18 protein-coding genes are annotated in these 15,322 nt (G+C 67.0%); 11 read left to right on the top strand and 7 right to left on the bottom strand.

Annotated elements, in window-relative coordinates:
- Both ACFDTH_RS14265 and ACFDTH_RS14260 read right to left on the bottom strand, forming a co-directional pair.
- On the bottom strand, positions 1 to 1,426 hold a 1,426-nt coding region (locus ACFDTH_RS14265; RefSeq protein ID WP_375288221.1), incomplete at its 3' end, for a GTP-binding protein.
- Between the two features lie 213 nt (positions 1,427 to 1,639).
- The gene (locus ACFDTH_RS14260; protein WP_375288220.1) at positions 1,640 to 2,158 is read right to left on the bottom strand and encodes a peroxiredoxin; all 519 of its coding nucleotides are present in this window, start codon (positions 2,156 to 2,158) and stop codon (positions 1,640 to 1,642) included.
- Positions 2,159 to 2,226: 68 nt separating this feature from the next.
- Here ACFDTH_RS14260 and ACFDTH_RS14255 point away from each other — a divergent pair, with 68 nt between their 5' ends.
- Genes ACFDTH_RS14255 through ACFDTH_RS14235 form a run of 5 tightly spaced genes read left to right on the top strand, consistent with a single transcriptional unit; the run spans position 2,227 to position 6,879 of the window.
- Positions 2,227 to 3,024: an inositol monophosphatase family protein gene (locus ACFDTH_RS14255; protein ID WP_375288219.1), complete on the top strand. Its 798-nt coding sequence runs from the start codon at positions 2,227 to 2,229 to the stop codon at positions 3,022 to 3,024.
- Between the two features lie 48 nt (positions 3,025 to 3,072).
- On the top strand, positions 3,073 to 3,831 hold the full coding sequence (locus tag ACFDTH_RS14250; protein ID WP_375288218.1) for an exonuclease domain-containing protein: 759 nt from the start codon (positions 3,073 to 3,075) through the stop codon (positions 3,829 to 3,831).
- A gap of 46 nt (positions 3,832 to 3,877) precedes the next feature.
- Entirely contained in the window at positions 3,878 to 5,401 is a 1,524-nt protein-coding gene (locus ACFDTH_RS14245; RefSeq protein ID WP_375288217.1) for an ATP-binding protein, read from the top strand.
- Complete coding sequence (locus ACFDTH_RS14240) at positions 5,398 to 5,841, top strand: response regulator (RefSeq protein ID WP_375288216.1); 444 nt, start codon at positions 5,398 to 5,400, stop codon at positions 5,839 to 5,841. The genes ACFDTH_RS14245 and ACFDTH_RS14240 overlap by 4 nt, the downstream gene beginning before the upstream one ends.
- 12 nt (positions 5,842 to 5,853) lie before the next feature.
- Complete coding sequence (locus tag ACFDTH_RS14235; protein WP_375288215.1) at positions 5,854 to 6,879, top strand: sensor histidine kinase; 1,026 nt, start codon at positions 5,854 to 5,856, stop codon at positions 6,877 to 6,879.
- Between the two features lie 23 nt (positions 6,880 to 6,902).
- Here ACFDTH_RS14235 and ACFDTH_RS14230 read toward each other — a convergent pair whose 3' ends face one another.
- The 3 genes from ACFDTH_RS14230 to ACFDTH_RS14220 form a co-directional block, all read right to left on the bottom strand.
- Positions 6,903 to 7,286, bottom strand: coding sequence for a PilZ domain-containing protein (locus ACFDTH_RS14230; protein ID WP_375288214.1), 384 nt, complete (start codon positions 7,284 to 7,286; stop codon positions 6,903 to 6,905).
- 140 nt (positions 7,287 to 7,426) lie between these two features.
- A complete protein-coding gene (locus ACFDTH_RS14225) occupies positions 7,427 to 8,548 on the bottom strand; it encodes a 2OG-Fe(II) oxygenase (protein ID WP_375288213.1) in 1,122 nt (373 codons plus the stop codon).
- A 79-nt stretch (positions 8,549 to 8,627) separates the two neighbouring features.
- Positions 8,628 to 8,840, bottom strand: coding sequence for a DUF2945 domain-containing protein (locus tag ACFDTH_RS14220; protein ID WP_375288212.1), 213 nt, complete (start codon positions 8,838 to 8,840; stop codon positions 8,628 to 8,630).
- A gap of 408 nt (positions 8,841 to 9,248) precedes the next feature.
- On the opposite strand from ACFDTH_RS14220, the gene ACFDTH_RS14215 reads away from it, so the two are divergent.
- Positions 9,249 to 11,162: a ribonucleoside-diphosphate reductase subunit alpha gene (locus tag ACFDTH_RS14215; protein WP_375288211.1), complete on the top strand. Its 1,914-nt coding sequence runs from the start codon at positions 9,249 to 9,251 to the stop codon at positions 11,160 to 11,162.
- Between the two features lie 121 nt (positions 11,163 to 11,283).
- Here ACFDTH_RS14215 and ACFDTH_RS14210 read toward each other — a convergent pair whose 3' ends face one another.
- The gene (locus ACFDTH_RS14210; protein WP_375288210.1) at positions 11,284 to 11,529 is read right to left on the bottom strand and encodes a DUF2171 domain-containing protein; all 246 of its coding nucleotides are present in this window, start codon (positions 11,527 to 11,529) and stop codon (positions 11,284 to 11,286) included.
- Positions 11,530 to 11,597: 68 nt separating this feature from the next.
- Here ACFDTH_RS14210 and ACFDTH_RS14205 point away from each other — a divergent pair, with 68 nt between their 5' ends.
- From ACFDTH_RS14205 to ACFDTH_RS14185, 5 genes are all read left to right on the top strand, one after another.
- The gene (locus ACFDTH_RS14205; protein ID WP_375288209.1) at positions 11,598 to 11,894 is read left to right on the top strand and encodes a hypothetical protein; all 297 of its coding nucleotides are present in this window, start codon (positions 11,598 to 11,600) and stop codon (positions 11,892 to 11,894) included.
- Positions 11,891 to 12,091, top strand: a complete 201-nt coding sequence (locus ACFDTH_RS14200) for a hypothetical protein (protein ID WP_375288208.1) — start codon at positions 11,891 to 11,893, stop codon at positions 12,089 to 12,091. Before ACFDTH_RS14205 ends, ACFDTH_RS14200 begins: the two co-directional genes overlap by 4 nt.
- Before the next feature lie 36 nt (positions 12,092 to 12,127).
- Positions 12,128 to 13,186, top strand: coding sequence for a ribonucleotide-diphosphate reductase subunit beta (locus tag ACFDTH_RS14195; protein ID WP_375288207.1), 1,059 nt, complete (start codon positions 12,128 to 12,130; stop codon positions 13,184 to 13,186).
- Positions 13,187 to 13,379: 193 nt separating this feature from the next.
- Entirely contained in the window at positions 13,380 to 13,847 is a 468-nt protein-coding gene (locus ACFDTH_RS14190; RefSeq protein WP_375288206.1) for a DUF4145 domain-containing protein, read from the top strand.
- 140 nt (positions 13,848 to 13,987) lie between these two features.
- Positions 13,988 to 14,209: a DUF2442 domain-containing protein gene (locus ACFDTH_RS14185; RefSeq protein WP_375288222.1), complete on the top strand. Its 222-nt coding sequence runs from the start codon at positions 13,988 to 13,990 to the stop codon at positions 14,207 to 14,209.
- Between the two features lie 402 nt (positions 14,210 to 14,611).
- On the opposite strand, the gene ACFDTH_RS14180 is transcribed toward ACFDTH_RS14185, so the two are convergent.
- A partial coding sequence (locus ACFDTH_RS14180; RefSeq protein ID WP_375288205.1) for a nucleoside transporter C-terminal domain-containing protein occupies positions 14,612 to 15,322 on the bottom strand: 711 nt, incomplete at its 5' end.

Raw genomic sequence — 15,322 nt, 5'->3', positions numbered from 1 at the left:
TGTGCGGGCCGTACTTCTCGAACAGCCGGTTCATGATGCCGGTGCCGCGCGTGTCGGACAGGAACTCGCCGTGATAGCCGATCAGGCCGCGCGACGGCGCCGAGAAGGTGATGCGCGTCTTGCCGCCGCCCGAAGGGCGCATGTCGGTCATCTCGCCCTTGCGCTGGTTCATCTTGTCGACGACCGTGCCAGAGAATTCCTCGTCCACGTCGATCACCACCGTCTCGTATGGCTCGGTCTTGTTGCCGCTCTCGTCGGTGCCGAACAGCACGCGCGGGCGGCTGATGCCCAGCTCGAAGCCTTCGCGGCGCATCGTCTCGATCAGCACGCCCAGCTGGAGCTCGCCGCGGCCGGCGACCTCGAAGGAATCCTTGTCCTCGCTCTCGGTCACCTTGATCGCGACGTTCGATTCGGCCTCGCGCTCCAGCCGGTCGCGGATCATGCGGCTGGTCACCTTGCTGCCCTCGCGCCCCGCCATCGGCGAATCGTTCACCGCGAAGCGCATCGACAGCGTCGGCGGATCGATCGGCTGCGCCTGGATCGCCTCGGTGACGCTGGTGTCGGCGATGGTGTTGGACACGGTGGCGACGGTCAGGCCGGCGAGGCTGATGATATCGCCCGCGCGCGCCTCATCGGCGGGGACGCGGTCGAGCCCGCGGAAGGTCATGATCTTGGACGCGCGGCCGGTCTCGATCACATTGCCGGCCATGTCGAGTGCGTGGATCGGCTGGTTGACCTTGACCACGCCCGACTGGACGCGCCCGGTGAGGATGCGGCCGAGGAAGTTGTCGCGGTCCAGCAGGGTGACGAGGAAGCTGAACGGCGCCGTCTCGTCCAGGCTGGGCGGCGGCACATGGTCGACGATCTTCTGGAACAGCGGGGTCAAAGTCCCCTCGCGCGCGGTCTCGTCGGTGCTGGCATAGCCGTTTCGGCCCGAGGCGTAGAGCACCGGGAAGTCGAGCTGCTCGTCGGTCGCTTCCAGCGTGACGAACAGGTCGAACACCTCGTCCAGCACTTCCTGCACGCGGCTGTCCGACCGGTCGATCTTGTTGACGACGACGATCGGGCGGAGGCCCAGCTTCAGCGCCTTGCCGGTGACGAACTTGGTCTGCGGCATCGCGCCTTCGGACGAATCGACCAGCAGGATCACGCCATCGACCATTGAGAGGATGCGCTCCACCTCGCCGCCGAAATCGGCGTGGCCCGGCGTGTCGACGATGTTGATCCGCGTGCCTTCCCACTCGATCGAGGTGGGCTTGGCCAGGATGGTGATCCCGCGCTCCTTTTCCAGGTCGTTCGAATCCATCGCGCGCTCCTCGACGCGCTGGTTGTCACGGAAGGTGCCGGACTGGCGGAAGAGCTGGTCGACGAGCGTGGTCTTGCCGTGATCGACGTGCGCGATGATCGCGATGTTGCGCAGGTTCATGCGGATTCCTGGAATTGGCCGCGCGAGCGTGCGCAGCGCCTCGGGTCGCGCCCATAGCTGAAATGGTGCGATGCGGGAAGGGGAGGCTTCCCACTCCCGTTAGCGCCGAGCAGCAGTCCACACCCGTTCGCCCTGAGCGAAGTCGAAGGGCATGCCCCGACGTTTCCCTTGTGCTTCGACTTCGCTCAGCACGAACGGAGGTTGGAGGAGCGCTTACCGCTTCAGACGCTTCACCGCCGCCAGCGTCTGCGTCACATGCTCGGTCGGGCTCGGATCGTCATGGACGAACGCCACCCGCCCGTCCCGTGCGATCACGAAACTGGTCCGCGACGACACCTGTCGTCCGCGGAACGCCTCCGGGCGGAGGACGCCGAAACCCTTGAGGATCGCGGCATCCGCGGTGGCGACGGGGAACTTGCCCGCGCATTCGCTCGACGAGAAGCGCTGGAGGTCCGCCACCGCGTCACCCGACATGCCGATCACGGTGGCGCCCGCGGCGCGGAACTGCGGCACCGCCTCGGCAAAGGCGCGCGCCTCGGCGTTGCAGCCGCCGGTGAAGGCGGCGGGAAAGAAATAGAGCACCACCGGCCCGCGCTTCAGCTGTGCCGAAAGGTGGACGTTGACCACCTTGCCGGCGAGCGCGCCCTGGGTGGTGAAGTCCGGCGCGCGCGCGCCCGGGGCGATGGCGGCGACCAGCGAGACGGCGGCGAAAAGGAGGAACGGGAGGCGCATCGGGCAGGCTCCGGCTTGTGTCGCCTTCTTCCTAGCGCAGGCGGGGGCGTGAGAGTAGCAGGGAAAGAATGTCCGTTCGTCAGACCGATATTGATCTCGCCCATGCCCTTGCCGATGCCGCCGGCGCCGCGATCCGGCCATGGTTCCGCGCGGGCGCCGAGGTGGAGCTGAAGGACGATCGCTCCCCCGTCACCCGCGCCGACCGCGAGGCGGAGGCGGCGATGCGGCGGATCCTGGAGGCGGAACGCTCGGGCGACGGCATCCTGGGCGAGGAATATGGCGAAAGGCCGGGGATCAGCGGCCGGCGCTGGGTGCTCGATCCGATCGACGGGACGCGCAGTTTCACCGCGGGCCGCGCGATCTTTGGCACCTTGATCGCGCTGGTCGAGGACGGCTGGCCGGTGCTCGGCGTGATCGACCAGCCGGTGCAGCGCGAGCGCTGGGTCGGCGCTGCGGGGCGGCCGACCACGTTCAACGGCGCGCCCGCCAGGACCCGCGCGTGCCCGGCGCTGGAGGGCGCGCTGGTCGCCACCACCAGTCCGCACCTGTTCGACGATGGCGATGTGCCGCATTTCATGGCGCTCGTCGCAGCGGTGTCGGGCGGCTACACGCGGCAGGGCCCGGTCTATGGCGGCGACTGCTACAACTACGGCCTGCTGGCGAGCGGGCACCTCGACCTGGTCTGCGAGAGCGGGCTTCAGTTCTACGATTTCGCCGCGCTGGCGCCGATTGTGGAGGGCGCGGGCGGGCGGATGTGCGACTGGAACGGCGATCCGCTGACCGCCGACAGCGCCGGCCACGTGCTGGCGATCGGCGATCCCGCGCGCACCGAGGAGGTGCTGGAGGCGCTGCGCGCCGCCGCCTGATCCACCGCCGCGCTCGACTCCCGCCGCCGCCGCCCCCACATGGGCCCGATGCGTCCCACCCCCTCGATCATCCGCGTCATCGACCTGGAGACCACCGGCAGCCCTCCCCCCACCCACGGCGTGTGCGAGATCGGCTGGCAGGACGTGAAGCTGGGCGAGGACGGGCGCTGGGAGCTCGACGGCGAGGGCGGCCATATCCTGGTCAATCCCGGCCGGCCGATGCCGCCGATCACCCAGGCGGTGCACCATATCCGCGACGAGGATGTCGCCGATGCGCCCTGGTGGCACGATGTCGCCCGCCGGGTGCTCGATCCCTATCCGCGCCGGGTGGCGCTGGCGGCGCATCGCGCGGCGTTCGAAGAGCAATTCTGCACGCCGGCGATGACGCATGGCGCGAAGTGGATCTGCACCTGGAAATGCGCGCTGCGGCTGTGGCCGGACAGCCCCAGCTTCTCCAATCAGGTGCTGCGCTATTGGCGCAAGCCGCACGGGCTGGAGCATGAGCGCGGCCTGCCCGCGCACCGCGCCTTCCCCGACGCCTATGTCACCGCGCATCACCTGCGCGACCAGCTGAACGAGGCGAGCGTGGCGCAATTGATCGAATGGTCCGACGCGCCGGGGCTGCTGCCGCGGGTGCGCTACGGCCCCGATCGCGGCAAGGCGTGGAGCGAGATCGAGGAGGAGAGCCTGGTCAAGTTCCTCGGCGATCGCGACGAGGACGTCCGCTTCACCGCGGAGACCGAGATGGCGCGCCGCCGCGGCGGCGGCCATGTCGGCCGGCAGAGCGCACAGGAGCTGCTGCTCTAACGAAGGTGGATGACGGCTAAGCGGCTGCGCGCTAAGGCCTTCCTGGATGGCCGACTGGACGGACAGGTTTACCCTTCGCGACGGACGGATCGGCCGCGTGCTCATCGCCTTCATGGCCTTGGGCTTCGTGGCGCTGCTCGCCGCGGGCGGCGCCGCGGTGTGGGCCACGGTGGAGAGCCAGCGCCACACCCGCTGGGTCGCGCACACCTATGACGTCGAGGTCGCGCTCGCCAATCTGCGCGGACTGATCGAGCAGACCGAGGCGACGCGGCGCGGCGCGCTGCTCGCCCCCGAGAACCCGTATTTCATCCCCACCTACCTTTCCGCCGACCGCGAGCTTTCCGGCCGCATCCGCGCGCTCAATCGCCTGACCAGCGACAATCCGCGTCAGCAGCGCAACATGCGCGAGATCGAGCGCCGGCTCGGCGACCTGCGCGCGGCGCGCGGCGATTCGATCCGGCTGGTGACCGAAGGCGAGACGCCGGATGCGATCGCCGCCTTCCGTGCCGATGCCATGAATTCCCGGATGCGCGGCATCCGCACGGCGCTTGACCGGATGCAGAAGGAGGAACGCGCGCTGCTGCGCGAGCGGGACGCCCAGCTCGAGCGCTCGGTACAGCTGTTCTACCTGATCCTCGGCGTCGCCGGTGTCGTGCTGCTGCTGCTCGCGATCGTCAGCGCGGTGACGATCAACCGCTATACCCAGGATCTCCAGCGTTCGCGCGATATCCTCCAGCAGCTCAACGACAGCCTGGAGGAGATTGTCGAGGATCGCACCGCCGACCTCAGCCGAGCGAACGAGGAGATCCAGCGCTTCGCCTATATCGTCAGCCACGACCTGCGCTCGCCCCTGGTCAACGTGATGGGCTTCACCGCTGAGCTGGAGGCCGCGACCGGGCAGCTGCGCGAGCTGGTCGAGCATGTCGAGGCGAAGGCGCCCGATCTGGTCGGCGAGGAGGCGCGGCTCGCCGCCAAGGAGGACCTGCCCGAGGCGATCGGCTTCATCCGCACCTCGACGCAGAAGATGGACCGGCTGATCAACGCCATCCTCGCGCTCTCGCGCCAGGGTCGCCGCGTGCTGGCGCCCGAGCCGCTCGACCTCGCCGCGATCGTCGACGGCATCGCCCGCTCGCTCGCGCACCGGCTGGACGAGACCGGCGGCGAGATCGCGGTGGCGGGTACGCTGCCGGCGCTGACCAACGACCGGCTGGCGATCGAGCAGGTGCTCTCTAACCTGATCGAGAATTCGGTGAAATACCGTCAGCCCGGTCGCCCGGTGCGCATCACCGTCCGCGGCGGCGAGGGCGGCGCACGCGTGTTCTTCGAGGTCGCGGACAACGGCCGGGGCATCGATCCGCGCGATCATGCCCGCGTCTTCGACCTGTTCCGCCGCTCGGGCCAGCAGGACCAGCCCGGAGAGGGCATCGGGCTCGCCCATGTCCGCGCACTCGTGTACAGGCTGGGCGGCACCATCGACTTGCGCTCCACGCTTGGCGAAGGCTCCACCTTCCGCGTAACGCTGCCGCGCACCCTGACCCTCGACACGAACAACCAGGACCAGACCCAATGAACGCCCACCAGTCGGTCAGCATCGTGATGATCGAGGACGACGAGGGCCATGCGCGCCTCATCGAGAAGAACATCCGCCGCGCCGGGATCATGAACGACATCCGTCACTTCACCGACGGGACCAGCGCGCTGGACTTCATCTTCAACGACAGCAGCGGCCCGCACCTCAACGGTCCGGCGCTGATCCTGCTCGACCTCAACCTGCCGGACATGAGCGGCACCGACATCCTGGCGCGGATCAAGGGCACCGACGGCCCGGTGCGGCGCACCCCCGTGGTGGTGCTGACCACTACCGACGACGCGCGCGAGATCCAGCGCTGCTATGATCTGGGCGCCAATGTCTACATCACCAAGCCGGTGAATTACGAGAATTTCGCTCAGGCGATCCGCCAGCTGGGCCTGTTCCTGTCAGTGATCCAGGTCCCCGATCTGGGTGAGTGACCGGGAGGCCTGATGGCGCGGATCCTTTACATCGACGACGACGCCGGGCTGTGCCGGCTCGCCGTACGGGCGCTGGGTCGGCGCGGCCACGAGGTCGCGACCGCCGGCGACGGGGCGGAGGGCGTCGCTCGGGCGGCGGCGGAGCGGTTCGATATCGTCGCGGTGGACCATTACATGCCGGGCCTCGACGGGCTCGCCACGCTGGAGCGGCTGCGTGCTTTGTCGGAGCCGCCGCCGGTGGTCTATGTCACCGGGTCCGAGGAAGGCCGGATCGCGGTGGCGGCGCTGCGCGCGGGCGCGGAGGATTACGTCATCAAGACGATCGGCGAGGATTTCTTCGACCTGCTGGATGCGAGTTTCGCTCAGGTGCTCGCCCGGTCGGAGCTCCAGCGCCAGAAGGCGCAGGCGGAGGATGACCTGCGCGCCAGCAACGCGCGGCTGGAAGCCTTGCTCGCCGAGGTGAATCATCGTGTCGCCAACTCGCTCCAGATCGTCTCGGCGATGGTGCGGATGCAGGCCACTGCGCTCACCGACGAGGGCGCGCGCACCGCGCTGGACGATACCCAACGACGGATCGCGGCGATCGCACAGGTCCACCGCCGTCTCTACAGCGGCCATGATGTCGAGCAGGTCGACATGCGCGACTATCTGGGGGCGCTGGTGGACGAGCTGGCGCTGACCTGGTCGAGCGCGGACCTGCCGCGCGAGCTCAAGCTTGCCGCCGAGCCGATCCGCCTGCCCACCGATCGCGCGGTGTCGCTGGGCGTGATCGTCACCGAGCTGGTCAGCAACGCGTGCAAATACGCCTATCCCGACTGCGCGGGCGAGGTGCGCATCGCGCTGACCCAGGATGGCGACGATTTCTTCCTGCTGGCGGTGGAGGATGACGGCATCGGCTTGTCCGGCGAGATCGCGCCGGGCGGCACCGGCGTCGGCACTCGCCTGATCCGCGCGATGGCGCAGAGCCTGCACTCGGCGGTGGAATATGCCAGCGTTGACAAGGGCACGCGCGCGACGCTGAAGGCGGCGGTGCGATAGGCCGGTCGCGGGTTCCTTCGACGCTATCGCGTCGAGCGATTGCGATAGGGGCTGACGAGGCTCGGCATCCATCCCGCGCTGGGCGCGGCGCCGGTGGGCTGAGGCCGATCCGTCGTCCGGCGCGGCGCGATCATCGTGTCGGCGCGCGCCTCGTCCGGATTGATCGGCCAGGTGAACTTCAGACCGGCCGCTCCGTCACGCACCCACACCACCGTTGCCGCCACCGCGGCGAGCGCACCGACGGTGACGAGCACGGTTGCGCCGACCTCGAATGCGCCAGCCTGATCGATGCGGACGCCACCACCTGACAGATTGCGTACCCGATGTCGGGTGGACGAGCCGCGTCGAAAGTGCTCGACGATGGCGTTCAGCATCACGCTCTGGCGCGCCTCGCGTTCGGGCTGCACCTTGTCCGCTCCTGCGTCCGCTCCGTCGTTTGCTGTGTCTGGGCTCGTCATGGCGGTTACTCGATACACAACCCCCGTCACAGAAGAAATCACCGGCCGCGACATCGTTCCGGCCGGTTCGGGACCGGCGCCGTGGGCGATCACCCCGCCTTGTAGTGCGCCGTCCCGTCGCCGAGATAGCCGATGTTCGCCTCGCGGATCTTCGCTGCAGCGTCGTCATAGAGGAACGGCAGGAAGGCGTAGCGCTCGCCTGCGGTCACCCGGCTGACCGCGTGGAGCAGCGAGCAGGAGAAGACCACCGCGCCGCCGGGCGGGGGCTTGAAGCCGCGGGGACCATATTCGGGGAAGCTGACCTCGCCGCCCGCGAACTCGCTGTTGAGGTTGATCGACACGGCGAAGCGGCGGTGCGCGGTGCCCTTGGTGGTATTGTCGCGGTGGGCACGGAAATGGCCGCCCTCCTCCGCCGAATAGCAGGCGACGAGGTAGCGCTCCATGCGCGTGGCGTGGAACTGGTGGACCTTCTCGATCTCGGGCACCACGCGGCGCAGGATGCGCGCCTGGAGCTCGCCGATCAGCGCGCGATCGGTGACCTCGACGTCGCGCCGGCGCTTGTGGCCATGGTCGTGGACCAGAACGGTCTTGCCGTTCTCTTCGCGCATGAAGCCCGATTCCTCGCCGCCCTGCGCCTGGTACACCTCGATCAGCCTGCGGCAGAAGGCGGGCTCGAACACGTTGGGGAGCAGGAGGATCGGCGCCTGCAACTCGACGCCAGCGAAGCGCTCGGGCGGGGGAAGCTGCGCGACATAGTCGAGCACCGCCGCGGCATCGCCGCCATCGGGGCGGAACGGCTCGACATGGAGGATGCGCAGCGTCGGATCGAGCACCAGCCACATGCGGCGCATCCGCAGCCCGCCCGATCCCGCCAGCGTCTCGGTCGGGACCACGCCATAAAGCTTGCTGACCTGAAGGTCCGCATCCCACAGGAAGCGGTAGCCGGGGTAGCGGTCGGCAACGCGGGCGGTCGCCTCGTCGCCCGGATCGACGCTGACCCCGAAGAAGGAAGCATGCGTGTCGTCGAACAGCTCGGGCCGGGCCATCGCCGCGCCGATCGACGCGCGGCCCTGCGGGTCGGCGGCGCTGCCGAAGAAGCACAGCACCAGATAGCGGCCCGCCGCGGACGCGAAGGTGTAGCGCGGGTTGGCGCATGAGCGCTGGACGAAGTGCGGCGCCGGATCGCCGGGCAACAGATTGACGGGCTTCATCTTCCCTCCCCTTCCCTCCGCCCCCGCGAACGGAAGGGCTATCGCGCAAACCGCGACGGAAGGCGAGAGGGGCCGGGGCCTAGCCCTTCTTGAGCTCGTCGGGCTTGTGCACCGCTTCCTTGCCGGACTTGTCGCTCTTCACCCGGTATTGCGGATGGTCCTTGGTCGGCTTGGCGGTGTGGCCGCCCGCCTTGGTGGTGGAAGTCTCCTTGCGGACGACCTTGCCATGGGTCTCGCCCTGGGGCGTATCCCACTTCACCTTGTCGCCGGACTTGAACGTCTTCTCGGCCATGCGGCCCTCCTGTGGTCGTGGCGCAACAACGCCCCGGGCCCACGCCGTCTCCACCGATTTATTTTCGTTCGCCGGCCGTTCCCTTGCTTTTCCGGGAAGCCGCGGAAGTCCGCGCGTCGCGCGATCGGGGTGTCGATCAGGCGACTCGCCCGTACGACGAACCGTTCGCTGCAAGGGGCTCTGCACGGCTTGTGCGGAAACGGCGTTTGGCACAATCTGTTGGGGTTGAGGCCGGGTGCGCACCCAAGTGCTGGTAGAACGAGACGTGAGATCTTATCTCACGCAAGGACAATGGTGTTGCCGTAGTAGCATCCTTGTACCTTTTTTGTTCTCGGGCATGAGGGGCATTCGGGTGTAGGATCGGGGCTTCCCCGATTCGCGTGGATTGTGAAGGCGGGGGTGCAAGGCATGGATTTTCGGGACGCAAGCGAGGCGCACATGACCGAGACAACGATCGCCGGGGAGACCGCTGCGGCGGAAAGCGGCGCTGCGGCGGCGACGAGCGCGCGCCGCGCGCCCTATCCGGTCGAGGTCGATCACGGCCGCGACGCGCTGCTGACCGACTTTGGCAAGGAGACGCTCAAGGACCGCTACCTGCTGCCCGGCGAGAGCTACCAGGACCTGTTCGTCCGCGTTGCCTCCGCTTATGCCGACGATGCCGCGCATGCGCAGCGGCTGTACGATTATATCTCGAAGTTGTGGTTCATGCCGGCGACGCCCGTGCTGTCGAACGGCGGCACCGGGCGCGGGCTGCCGATCAGCTGCTACCTTAATTCGGTGCCCGACAGCCTCAACGGCATCGTCGACACCTGGAACGAGAATGTCTGGCTCGCCAGCCGCGGCGGCGGCATCGGCACCTATTGGGGCAATGTGCGCGGCATCGGCGAGCCGGTAGGCCTCAACGGCAAGACCAGCGGCATCATCCCGTTCGTCCGCGTGATGGATTCGCTCACCCTCGCGATCAGCCAGGGCAGCCTGCGCCGCGGCTCGGCCGCCTGCTACCTCGACGTCTCCCACCCGGAGATCGAGGAGTTCCTGGAGATCCGCAAGCCGAGCGGAGACTTCAACCGCAAGGCCTTGAACCTCCACCACGGCGTGCTCATCCCCGATGCGTTCATGGAAGCGGTGCGCGACGGCGCCGACTGGGAGCTGAAGAGCCCCAAGGACGGCAGCGTCCGCGGCACCGTCAACGCGCGTGCTTTGTTCCAGAAATTGGTCGAGACCCGCCTCGCCACCGGCGAGCCGTACATCGTCTTCGCCGACCATGTGAACAACACCATGCCCAAGCACCACCGCGAGCTGGGCCTCAAGGTCTCCACCTCCAACCTGTGCAGCGAGATCACCTTGCCCACGGGCCGCGACCACCTCGGCAACGACCGCACCGCGGTCTGCTGCCTGTCGTCGCTCAATCTCGAGACCTGGGACGAGTGGAAGGACGAGAAGGGCTTCGTCGAGGACGTGATGCGCTTCCTCGACAACGTCCTCCAGGATTACATCGACCGGCACGAGCCCGGGATGGAGCGCGCCGCTTATTCCGCCGCGCGCGAGCGCTCGGTGGGGCTGGGCGTGATGGGCTTCCACTCCTTCCTCCAGGCGCGCGGCCTGCCGTTCGAGGGGGCGATGGCGAAGAGCTGGAACCTGCGCATCTTCAAGCAGATCAACGCGCAGGTGAACGAGGCGTCGATGGTGCTGGCGCACGAGCGCGGGCCCTGCCCCGACGCCGCCGACGTCGGCGTGATGGAGCGGTTCAGCTGCAAGATGGCGATCGCGCCGACTGCGTCGATCAGCATCATCTGCGGCGGCACCAGCGCGTGCATCGAGCCGATCCCGGCGAACATCTACACGCACAAGACGCTGTCGGGGAATTTCGCGGTCAGGAACCCGTATCTCGAAAAGATCCTGATCGAGAAGTCGAAGAACTCGGAGGCCGTGTGGAGCTCGATCCTCGAGCATGGCGGCTCGGTCCAGCACCTCGACTTCCTCTCGCAGGAGGAGAAGGACTGCTACAAGACCAGCTTCGAGATCGACCAGCGCTGGCTGCTCGAACTCGCCGGAGACCGCGCGCCGTTCATCGACCAGGCGCAGTCGCTGAACCTGTTCATCCCCGCCGACGTCGAGAAATGGGACCTGCTGATGCTCCACTTCCGCGCCTGGGAGCTGGGCATCAAGTCGCTCTATTACCTCCGCTCGAAGAGCGTCCAGCGCGCGGGCTTCGCGGGGGCCGAGGGCTCGGGCGGGGTCGAGGCGGACAACACGATCGAGACGCCCAAGTTCGCGATCGGCGAGACGACGGATTATGACGAGTGCTTGGCGTGCCAGTGAGGTGGGTGAGCTAGAGCCCCCTCACCCCTCCGCGGCTTGGCCGCTCCCTCCCTCTCCCACAAGGGGAGAGGGAAAGACGCACGACAACCCCTCTCCCCTTGTGGGAGAGGGGGGAAACACCCTATTCCTCGAACATGTCCGCCGCGTTCGCCGCGGTGGCGCTCAGCCGCACTGTGTCGCCTTCGATCTCGGCGACCAGGCCGGCGGGGAGGTAGCGGTGCTTGGCGCCCTGGCCGTCCTGGGTGGAGGGGCTGTCGTCCTTGGTGAGCTTGATACGCTCGCCCTCGACCTTGTCGACGGTGCCGACATGGACGCCATCGGCGCCGATGACCGTCATATGCTCCTTGATGTTGCTGTGATCGTGCATGGTGTTGCTCCTTCTCGGTTCGGGCGTGGAACGAGTCGGATCGGTTTTGGATGCGTGGGAGGAATGGCATGATGCGACGACTTCTCGTCACCGGCGCGGCGCTACTGCTCTCCGCCTGCGCCACCCAGACCGCGGCGACGGTGAACCAGGCCGCGGACACGCCCGGCTTCCTGCTCGGCCTGTGGCACGGCTTCATCTTCCCGGTCGCCTGGGTGCTGAGCCTGGTGATGCCCGAGGTGGCCGTGTACGCAGTGCCCAACAGCGGCGGCTGGTATGATTTCGGCTTCTTCGTCGGCGTCGTGTTCCTCGGCGTCGGCGCGCGGCGGACGCGCACGGTGTACGTCAACCGCCGGGTGCGCGCGTGACGCTTCAGGTCGCGATCATGTATGCGGTGGCGGGCTTGCTCGGCCTCGCCGGCATCGTGCTGCTCGGGCTGCTCACCCGCCCGCAGGGGCCCGCCGCGGTCTATGTCTATCGCATGACCGGAATCATGGCGCTCGCCGCCAGCGTGGTGCTCGCGTTCAGCGCCACCGCCATGTGGCAATGGTCCCTCGAGGCCTGATCGTTCGTTTCCTCAAAGTTCTGTCGGAGTAACCCCATGTCCCTTCTCGCCGCCCGCAAGACCTACAAGCCCTTCGAATATCCCTGGGCCTATGATTATTGGAAGCGCCAGCAGCAGCTGCACTGGCTGCCCGAGGAAGTGCCGCTGGGCGAGGATTGCCGTGACTGGGCGCAGAAGCTGACCGATCACGAGCGCAACCTGCTCACCCAGATCTTCCGCTTCTTCACCCAGGCGGACGTCGAGGTGCAGGATTGCTACCACGAGAAATACGGCCGCGTGTTCAAGCCGACCGAGATCAAGATGATGCTGACCGCGTTCAGCAACATGGAGACGGTCCACATCGCCGCCTACAGCCACCTGCTCGACACGATCGGCATGCCCGAGAGCGAATATGGCGCCTTCCTCGAATATGCCGAGATGAAGGAAAAGCATGACTACATGCAGAACTTCGGCGTCGACAGCGACGAGGATATCGCCCGCACGCTCGCCATGTTCGGCGGCTTCACCGAAGGCGTACAGCTGTTCGCCAGCTTCGCGATGCTGATGAACTTCCCGCGCTTCAACAAGATGAAGGGCATGGGCCAGATCGTGTCGTGGTCGGTGCGCGACGAGAGCCTCCACTGCGAGGGCATCATCCGCATGTTCCACGCCTTCTGCGCCGAGCGCCAGTGCCTGACCAAGGCGGTCAAGGACGACATCGCCGACGTCTGCCAGACCACCATCCGCCTGGAGGACGCGTTCATCGACCTCGCCTTCGAGATGGGTCCGGTGGAGGGCATGAAGCCCAAGGACATCAAGAAGTACATCCGCTACATCGCCGACTGGCGGATGGGCCAGCTGGGCCTCAAGCCCATCTACATGATCGACGAGCACCCCATCCCCTGGCTCACCCCGCTGCTCAACGGCGTCGAGCACGCCAACTTCTTCGAAACCCGCGCGACCGAATATTCGAAGGCGGCGACGCGGGGGCAGTGGAGCGACGTGTGGGACTCGTTCGACAAGCGCCAGCGCGCGAAGGCGGGCCGGGCTGCGAACGAGGATGCGGTGGCGGAGGAAGCGGGGCTGTTCGGGGCGGCCGGCGTGGCGGCGGAGTAGGAAAGTGAGCACTTCCTTTCAACATGATTGTCCGCACTGCCGTACGCGACGTTCAGGCTTTGTAGTGATAGGTCAACATACCCTTAGAACTGATCCAGCTCAGAACTTCGCGACCGCGATCTGCGGAGTTTGTGATTACCCTAGTATATTTCACTATATGGATGTGCAACTAGGGCGTACAACGAATGCAATTATGGACATTGCTCGCAACAACGTTGCGTTTCCAGGAAGTCGCTTTCATGTTGCTGGCGTTTGGCCGGAGGACAACGTAAGTACGCCCGCCGACTTACCGAGTAACGTCGCAAAGTTCTTCGAACAGGGTGCTCAGAATGAGAAGTCTGAAAACTGGGATGCTGCCGGCGCCATGTTTCGCAAATCACTCGATGTTGCCACTAAGATCCTGGATCCAGACAATGCTGGCAAGACGCTGTTCCAGCGTATAAACTTGTTATCCCAAGCAGGCAGGCTCACCAGCGATCTAGCACTGTGGGCACATGAGGTACGCATTGACGGAAACGAGTCAGTGCATGGAGACGATCCAGAGACGGCTGACGATGTGGCCGCTATTCACCAGTTCTGTCGAGCCGTGCTTCTCTACTGTTTTACGCTGCCAGCCTTGGTAGCAGCGAGGTCATCGCAGACGGCGGGGCTGAGCGACTAACGAGATCAAGTGCTTCTGATGAGACTCTGTACGCCGTTCCGAGTACGATCGCGGTGTCGGTTTTGAGCCGTTGGAGCTGATCGCCGGAGCCGACCTCGAATGATTAAGCTCGTTCGCCTTCAACCCGCCGCAGCCACTCGCTGCTGCTCTCCTTCTCGGATGGCAGCCACGCAACCTGGTCTGCCGCCGAGCTGATCGCGCGCGATACGGTGATGACGCGCCCGCTGGCCGACGCCGCCTACTTCGCCCGTGCCTTCATCGAAGGCGGCGCGCTCGCCTGGCCGAACGGTTTTGAACTGTCCGCCGATGCCCTGCACCGGCGGCTTGCCGCGAGCGGAGCACTAGTCCGCCCGGCCGCCTAGCTCTCTCACAAACCGTTCGTGCTGAGCGAAGTCGAAGCACCTGTTCCGCACATCAGACTTGGCCTTCGACTTCGCTCAGGCCGAACGGAGGGATAGATCGGGGACTCCGCTCACCCGGCACCGCACCCGTTCCAGGTCACGATCCTCCGTGCTCGCGGACTTGCGGAAGGTCGCAAGCCGCTGTCCTACACGCCCCCCATCCGCTACCGTCCCCCTCGCTCTTTGACCCCGTCGATCCCGCCACCGTCGCCGCGACCGCCACGCGCGCGCGCAAACGTTGCACGCGTCGCCGAACGTCACACGTTCCGGCGACCCGCGCTATGCATAACCTTCGCTACCTTCGGCGCCACCCGCCCGCAGAAACCGTGCGACAGTGTGACCTTCGTGTGACCTTCCGCGCCCTCACCCCATCACCACCCCCGCCAGCGCCGCCGACATCAGATTGGCGAGGCTCCCCGCCGCCAGCGCGCGCAGCCCCAGCCGGGCGATCACCGGGCGCTGCGAGGGCGCCAGCCCGCCCGTCACCGCCATCTGGATCGCGATCGAGGAGAAATTGGCGAAGCCGCACAAGGCGAACGTCACCACCGCCACCGTCCGCGGCGACAAGGCCGCGGCCTGCTTGCCGAGGTCAATATACGCCACGAACTCGTTGAGCACGATCTTCTCGCCGAACAGCCCGCCCGCGATTCCCGCCTCGTTCCACGGGATGCCGAGCAGGAACATCACCGGCTGGAAGACAAGCCCAAGCAGCCCCTGGAAGCTCAGCCCCGGTAGCCCCACCATCGCGCCCATCCCGCCGAGCAGGCCGTTGGCCAGCGCCACCAAAGCCACGAACGCCAGCACCATCGCGCCCACCGCCACCGCCAGCCGCACGCCGGTCTGCGCGCCCTGCGCCGCCGCCATGATCAGGTTGGCGGGCTTCTCCTCGTCATGCGTCGCCTCGGGCATCGGCTCGCCCGGCGTGTCCGCCACCAGCGCCGCCGGCCCCACCCCGCCGGCGCGCGCGTCGGCCAGCTGCACGTCGGTCATGTCGCCCAGCGGCAGCTCGCCCTGGCGCGCGCGGCCGTCGGGCATGATGATCTTGGCCATCAGGATGCCGCCCGGCGCGGACAT

The organism is Sphingomonas sp. (assembly GCF_042096255.1).
Lineage (GTDB): Bacteria > Pseudomonadota > Alphaproteobacteria > Sphingomonadales > Sphingomonadaceae > Sphingomonas.
This window is presented reverse-complemented; position numbering and strand designations above follow the sequence as displayed.

Bases quoted from the DNA above. Each gene is read 5' to 3' on its own strand.
- ACFDTH_RS14190 (WP_375288206.1), top strand. From the start codon at position 13,380: ATGGACATTGCTCGCAACAACGTTGCGTTTCCAGGAAGTCGCTTTCAT.
- ACFDTH_RS14215 (WP_375288211.1), top strand. From the start codon at position 9,249: ATGGATTTTCGGGACGCAAGCGAGGCGCACATGACCGAGACAACGATC.
- ACFDTH_RS14210 (WP_375288210.1), bottom strand. From the start codon at position 11,529: ATGCACGATCACAGCAACATCAAGGAGCATATGACGGTCATCGGCGCC.
- ACFDTH_RS14260 (WP_375288220.1), bottom strand. From the start codon at position 2,158: ATGCGCCTCCCGTTCCTCCTTTTCGCCGCCGTCTCGCTGGTCGCCGCC.
- ACFDTH_RS14195 (WP_375288207.1), top strand. From the start codon at position 12,128: ATGTCCCTTCTCGCCGCCCGCAAGACCTACAAGCCCTTCGAATATCCC.
- ACFDTH_RS14235 (WP_375288215.1), top strand. From the start codon at position 5,854: ATGGCGCGGATCCTTTACATCGACGACGACGCCGGGCTGTGCCGGCTC.
- ACFDTH_RS14240 (WP_375288216.1), top strand. From the start codon at position 5,398: ATGAACGCCCACCAGTCGGTCAGCATCGTGATGATCGAGGACGACGAG.
- ACFDTH_RS14225 (WP_375288213.1), bottom strand. From the start codon at position 8,548: ATGAAGCCCGTCAATCTGTTGCCCGGCGATCCGGCGCCGCACTTCGTC.
- ACFDTH_RS14245 (WP_375288217.1), top strand. From the start codon at position 3,878: ATGGCCGACTGGACGGACAGGTTTACCCTTCGCGACGGACGGATCGGC.
- ACFDTH_RS14220 (WP_375288212.1), bottom strand. From the start codon at position 8,840: ATGGCCGAGAAGACGTTCAAGTCCGGCGACAAGGTGAAGTGGGATACG.
- ACFDTH_RS14205 (WP_375288209.1), top strand. From the start codon at position 11,598: ATGATGCGACGACTTCTCGTCACCGGCGCGGCGCTACTGCTCTCCGCC.
- ACFDTH_RS14255 (WP_375288219.1), top strand. From the start codon at position 2,227: ATGTCCGTTCGTCAGACCGATATTGATCTCGCCCATGCCCTTGCCGAT.
- ACFDTH_RS14250 (WP_375288218.1), top strand. From the start codon at position 3,073: ATGCGTCCCACCCCCTCGATCATCCGCGTCATCGACCTGGAGACCACC.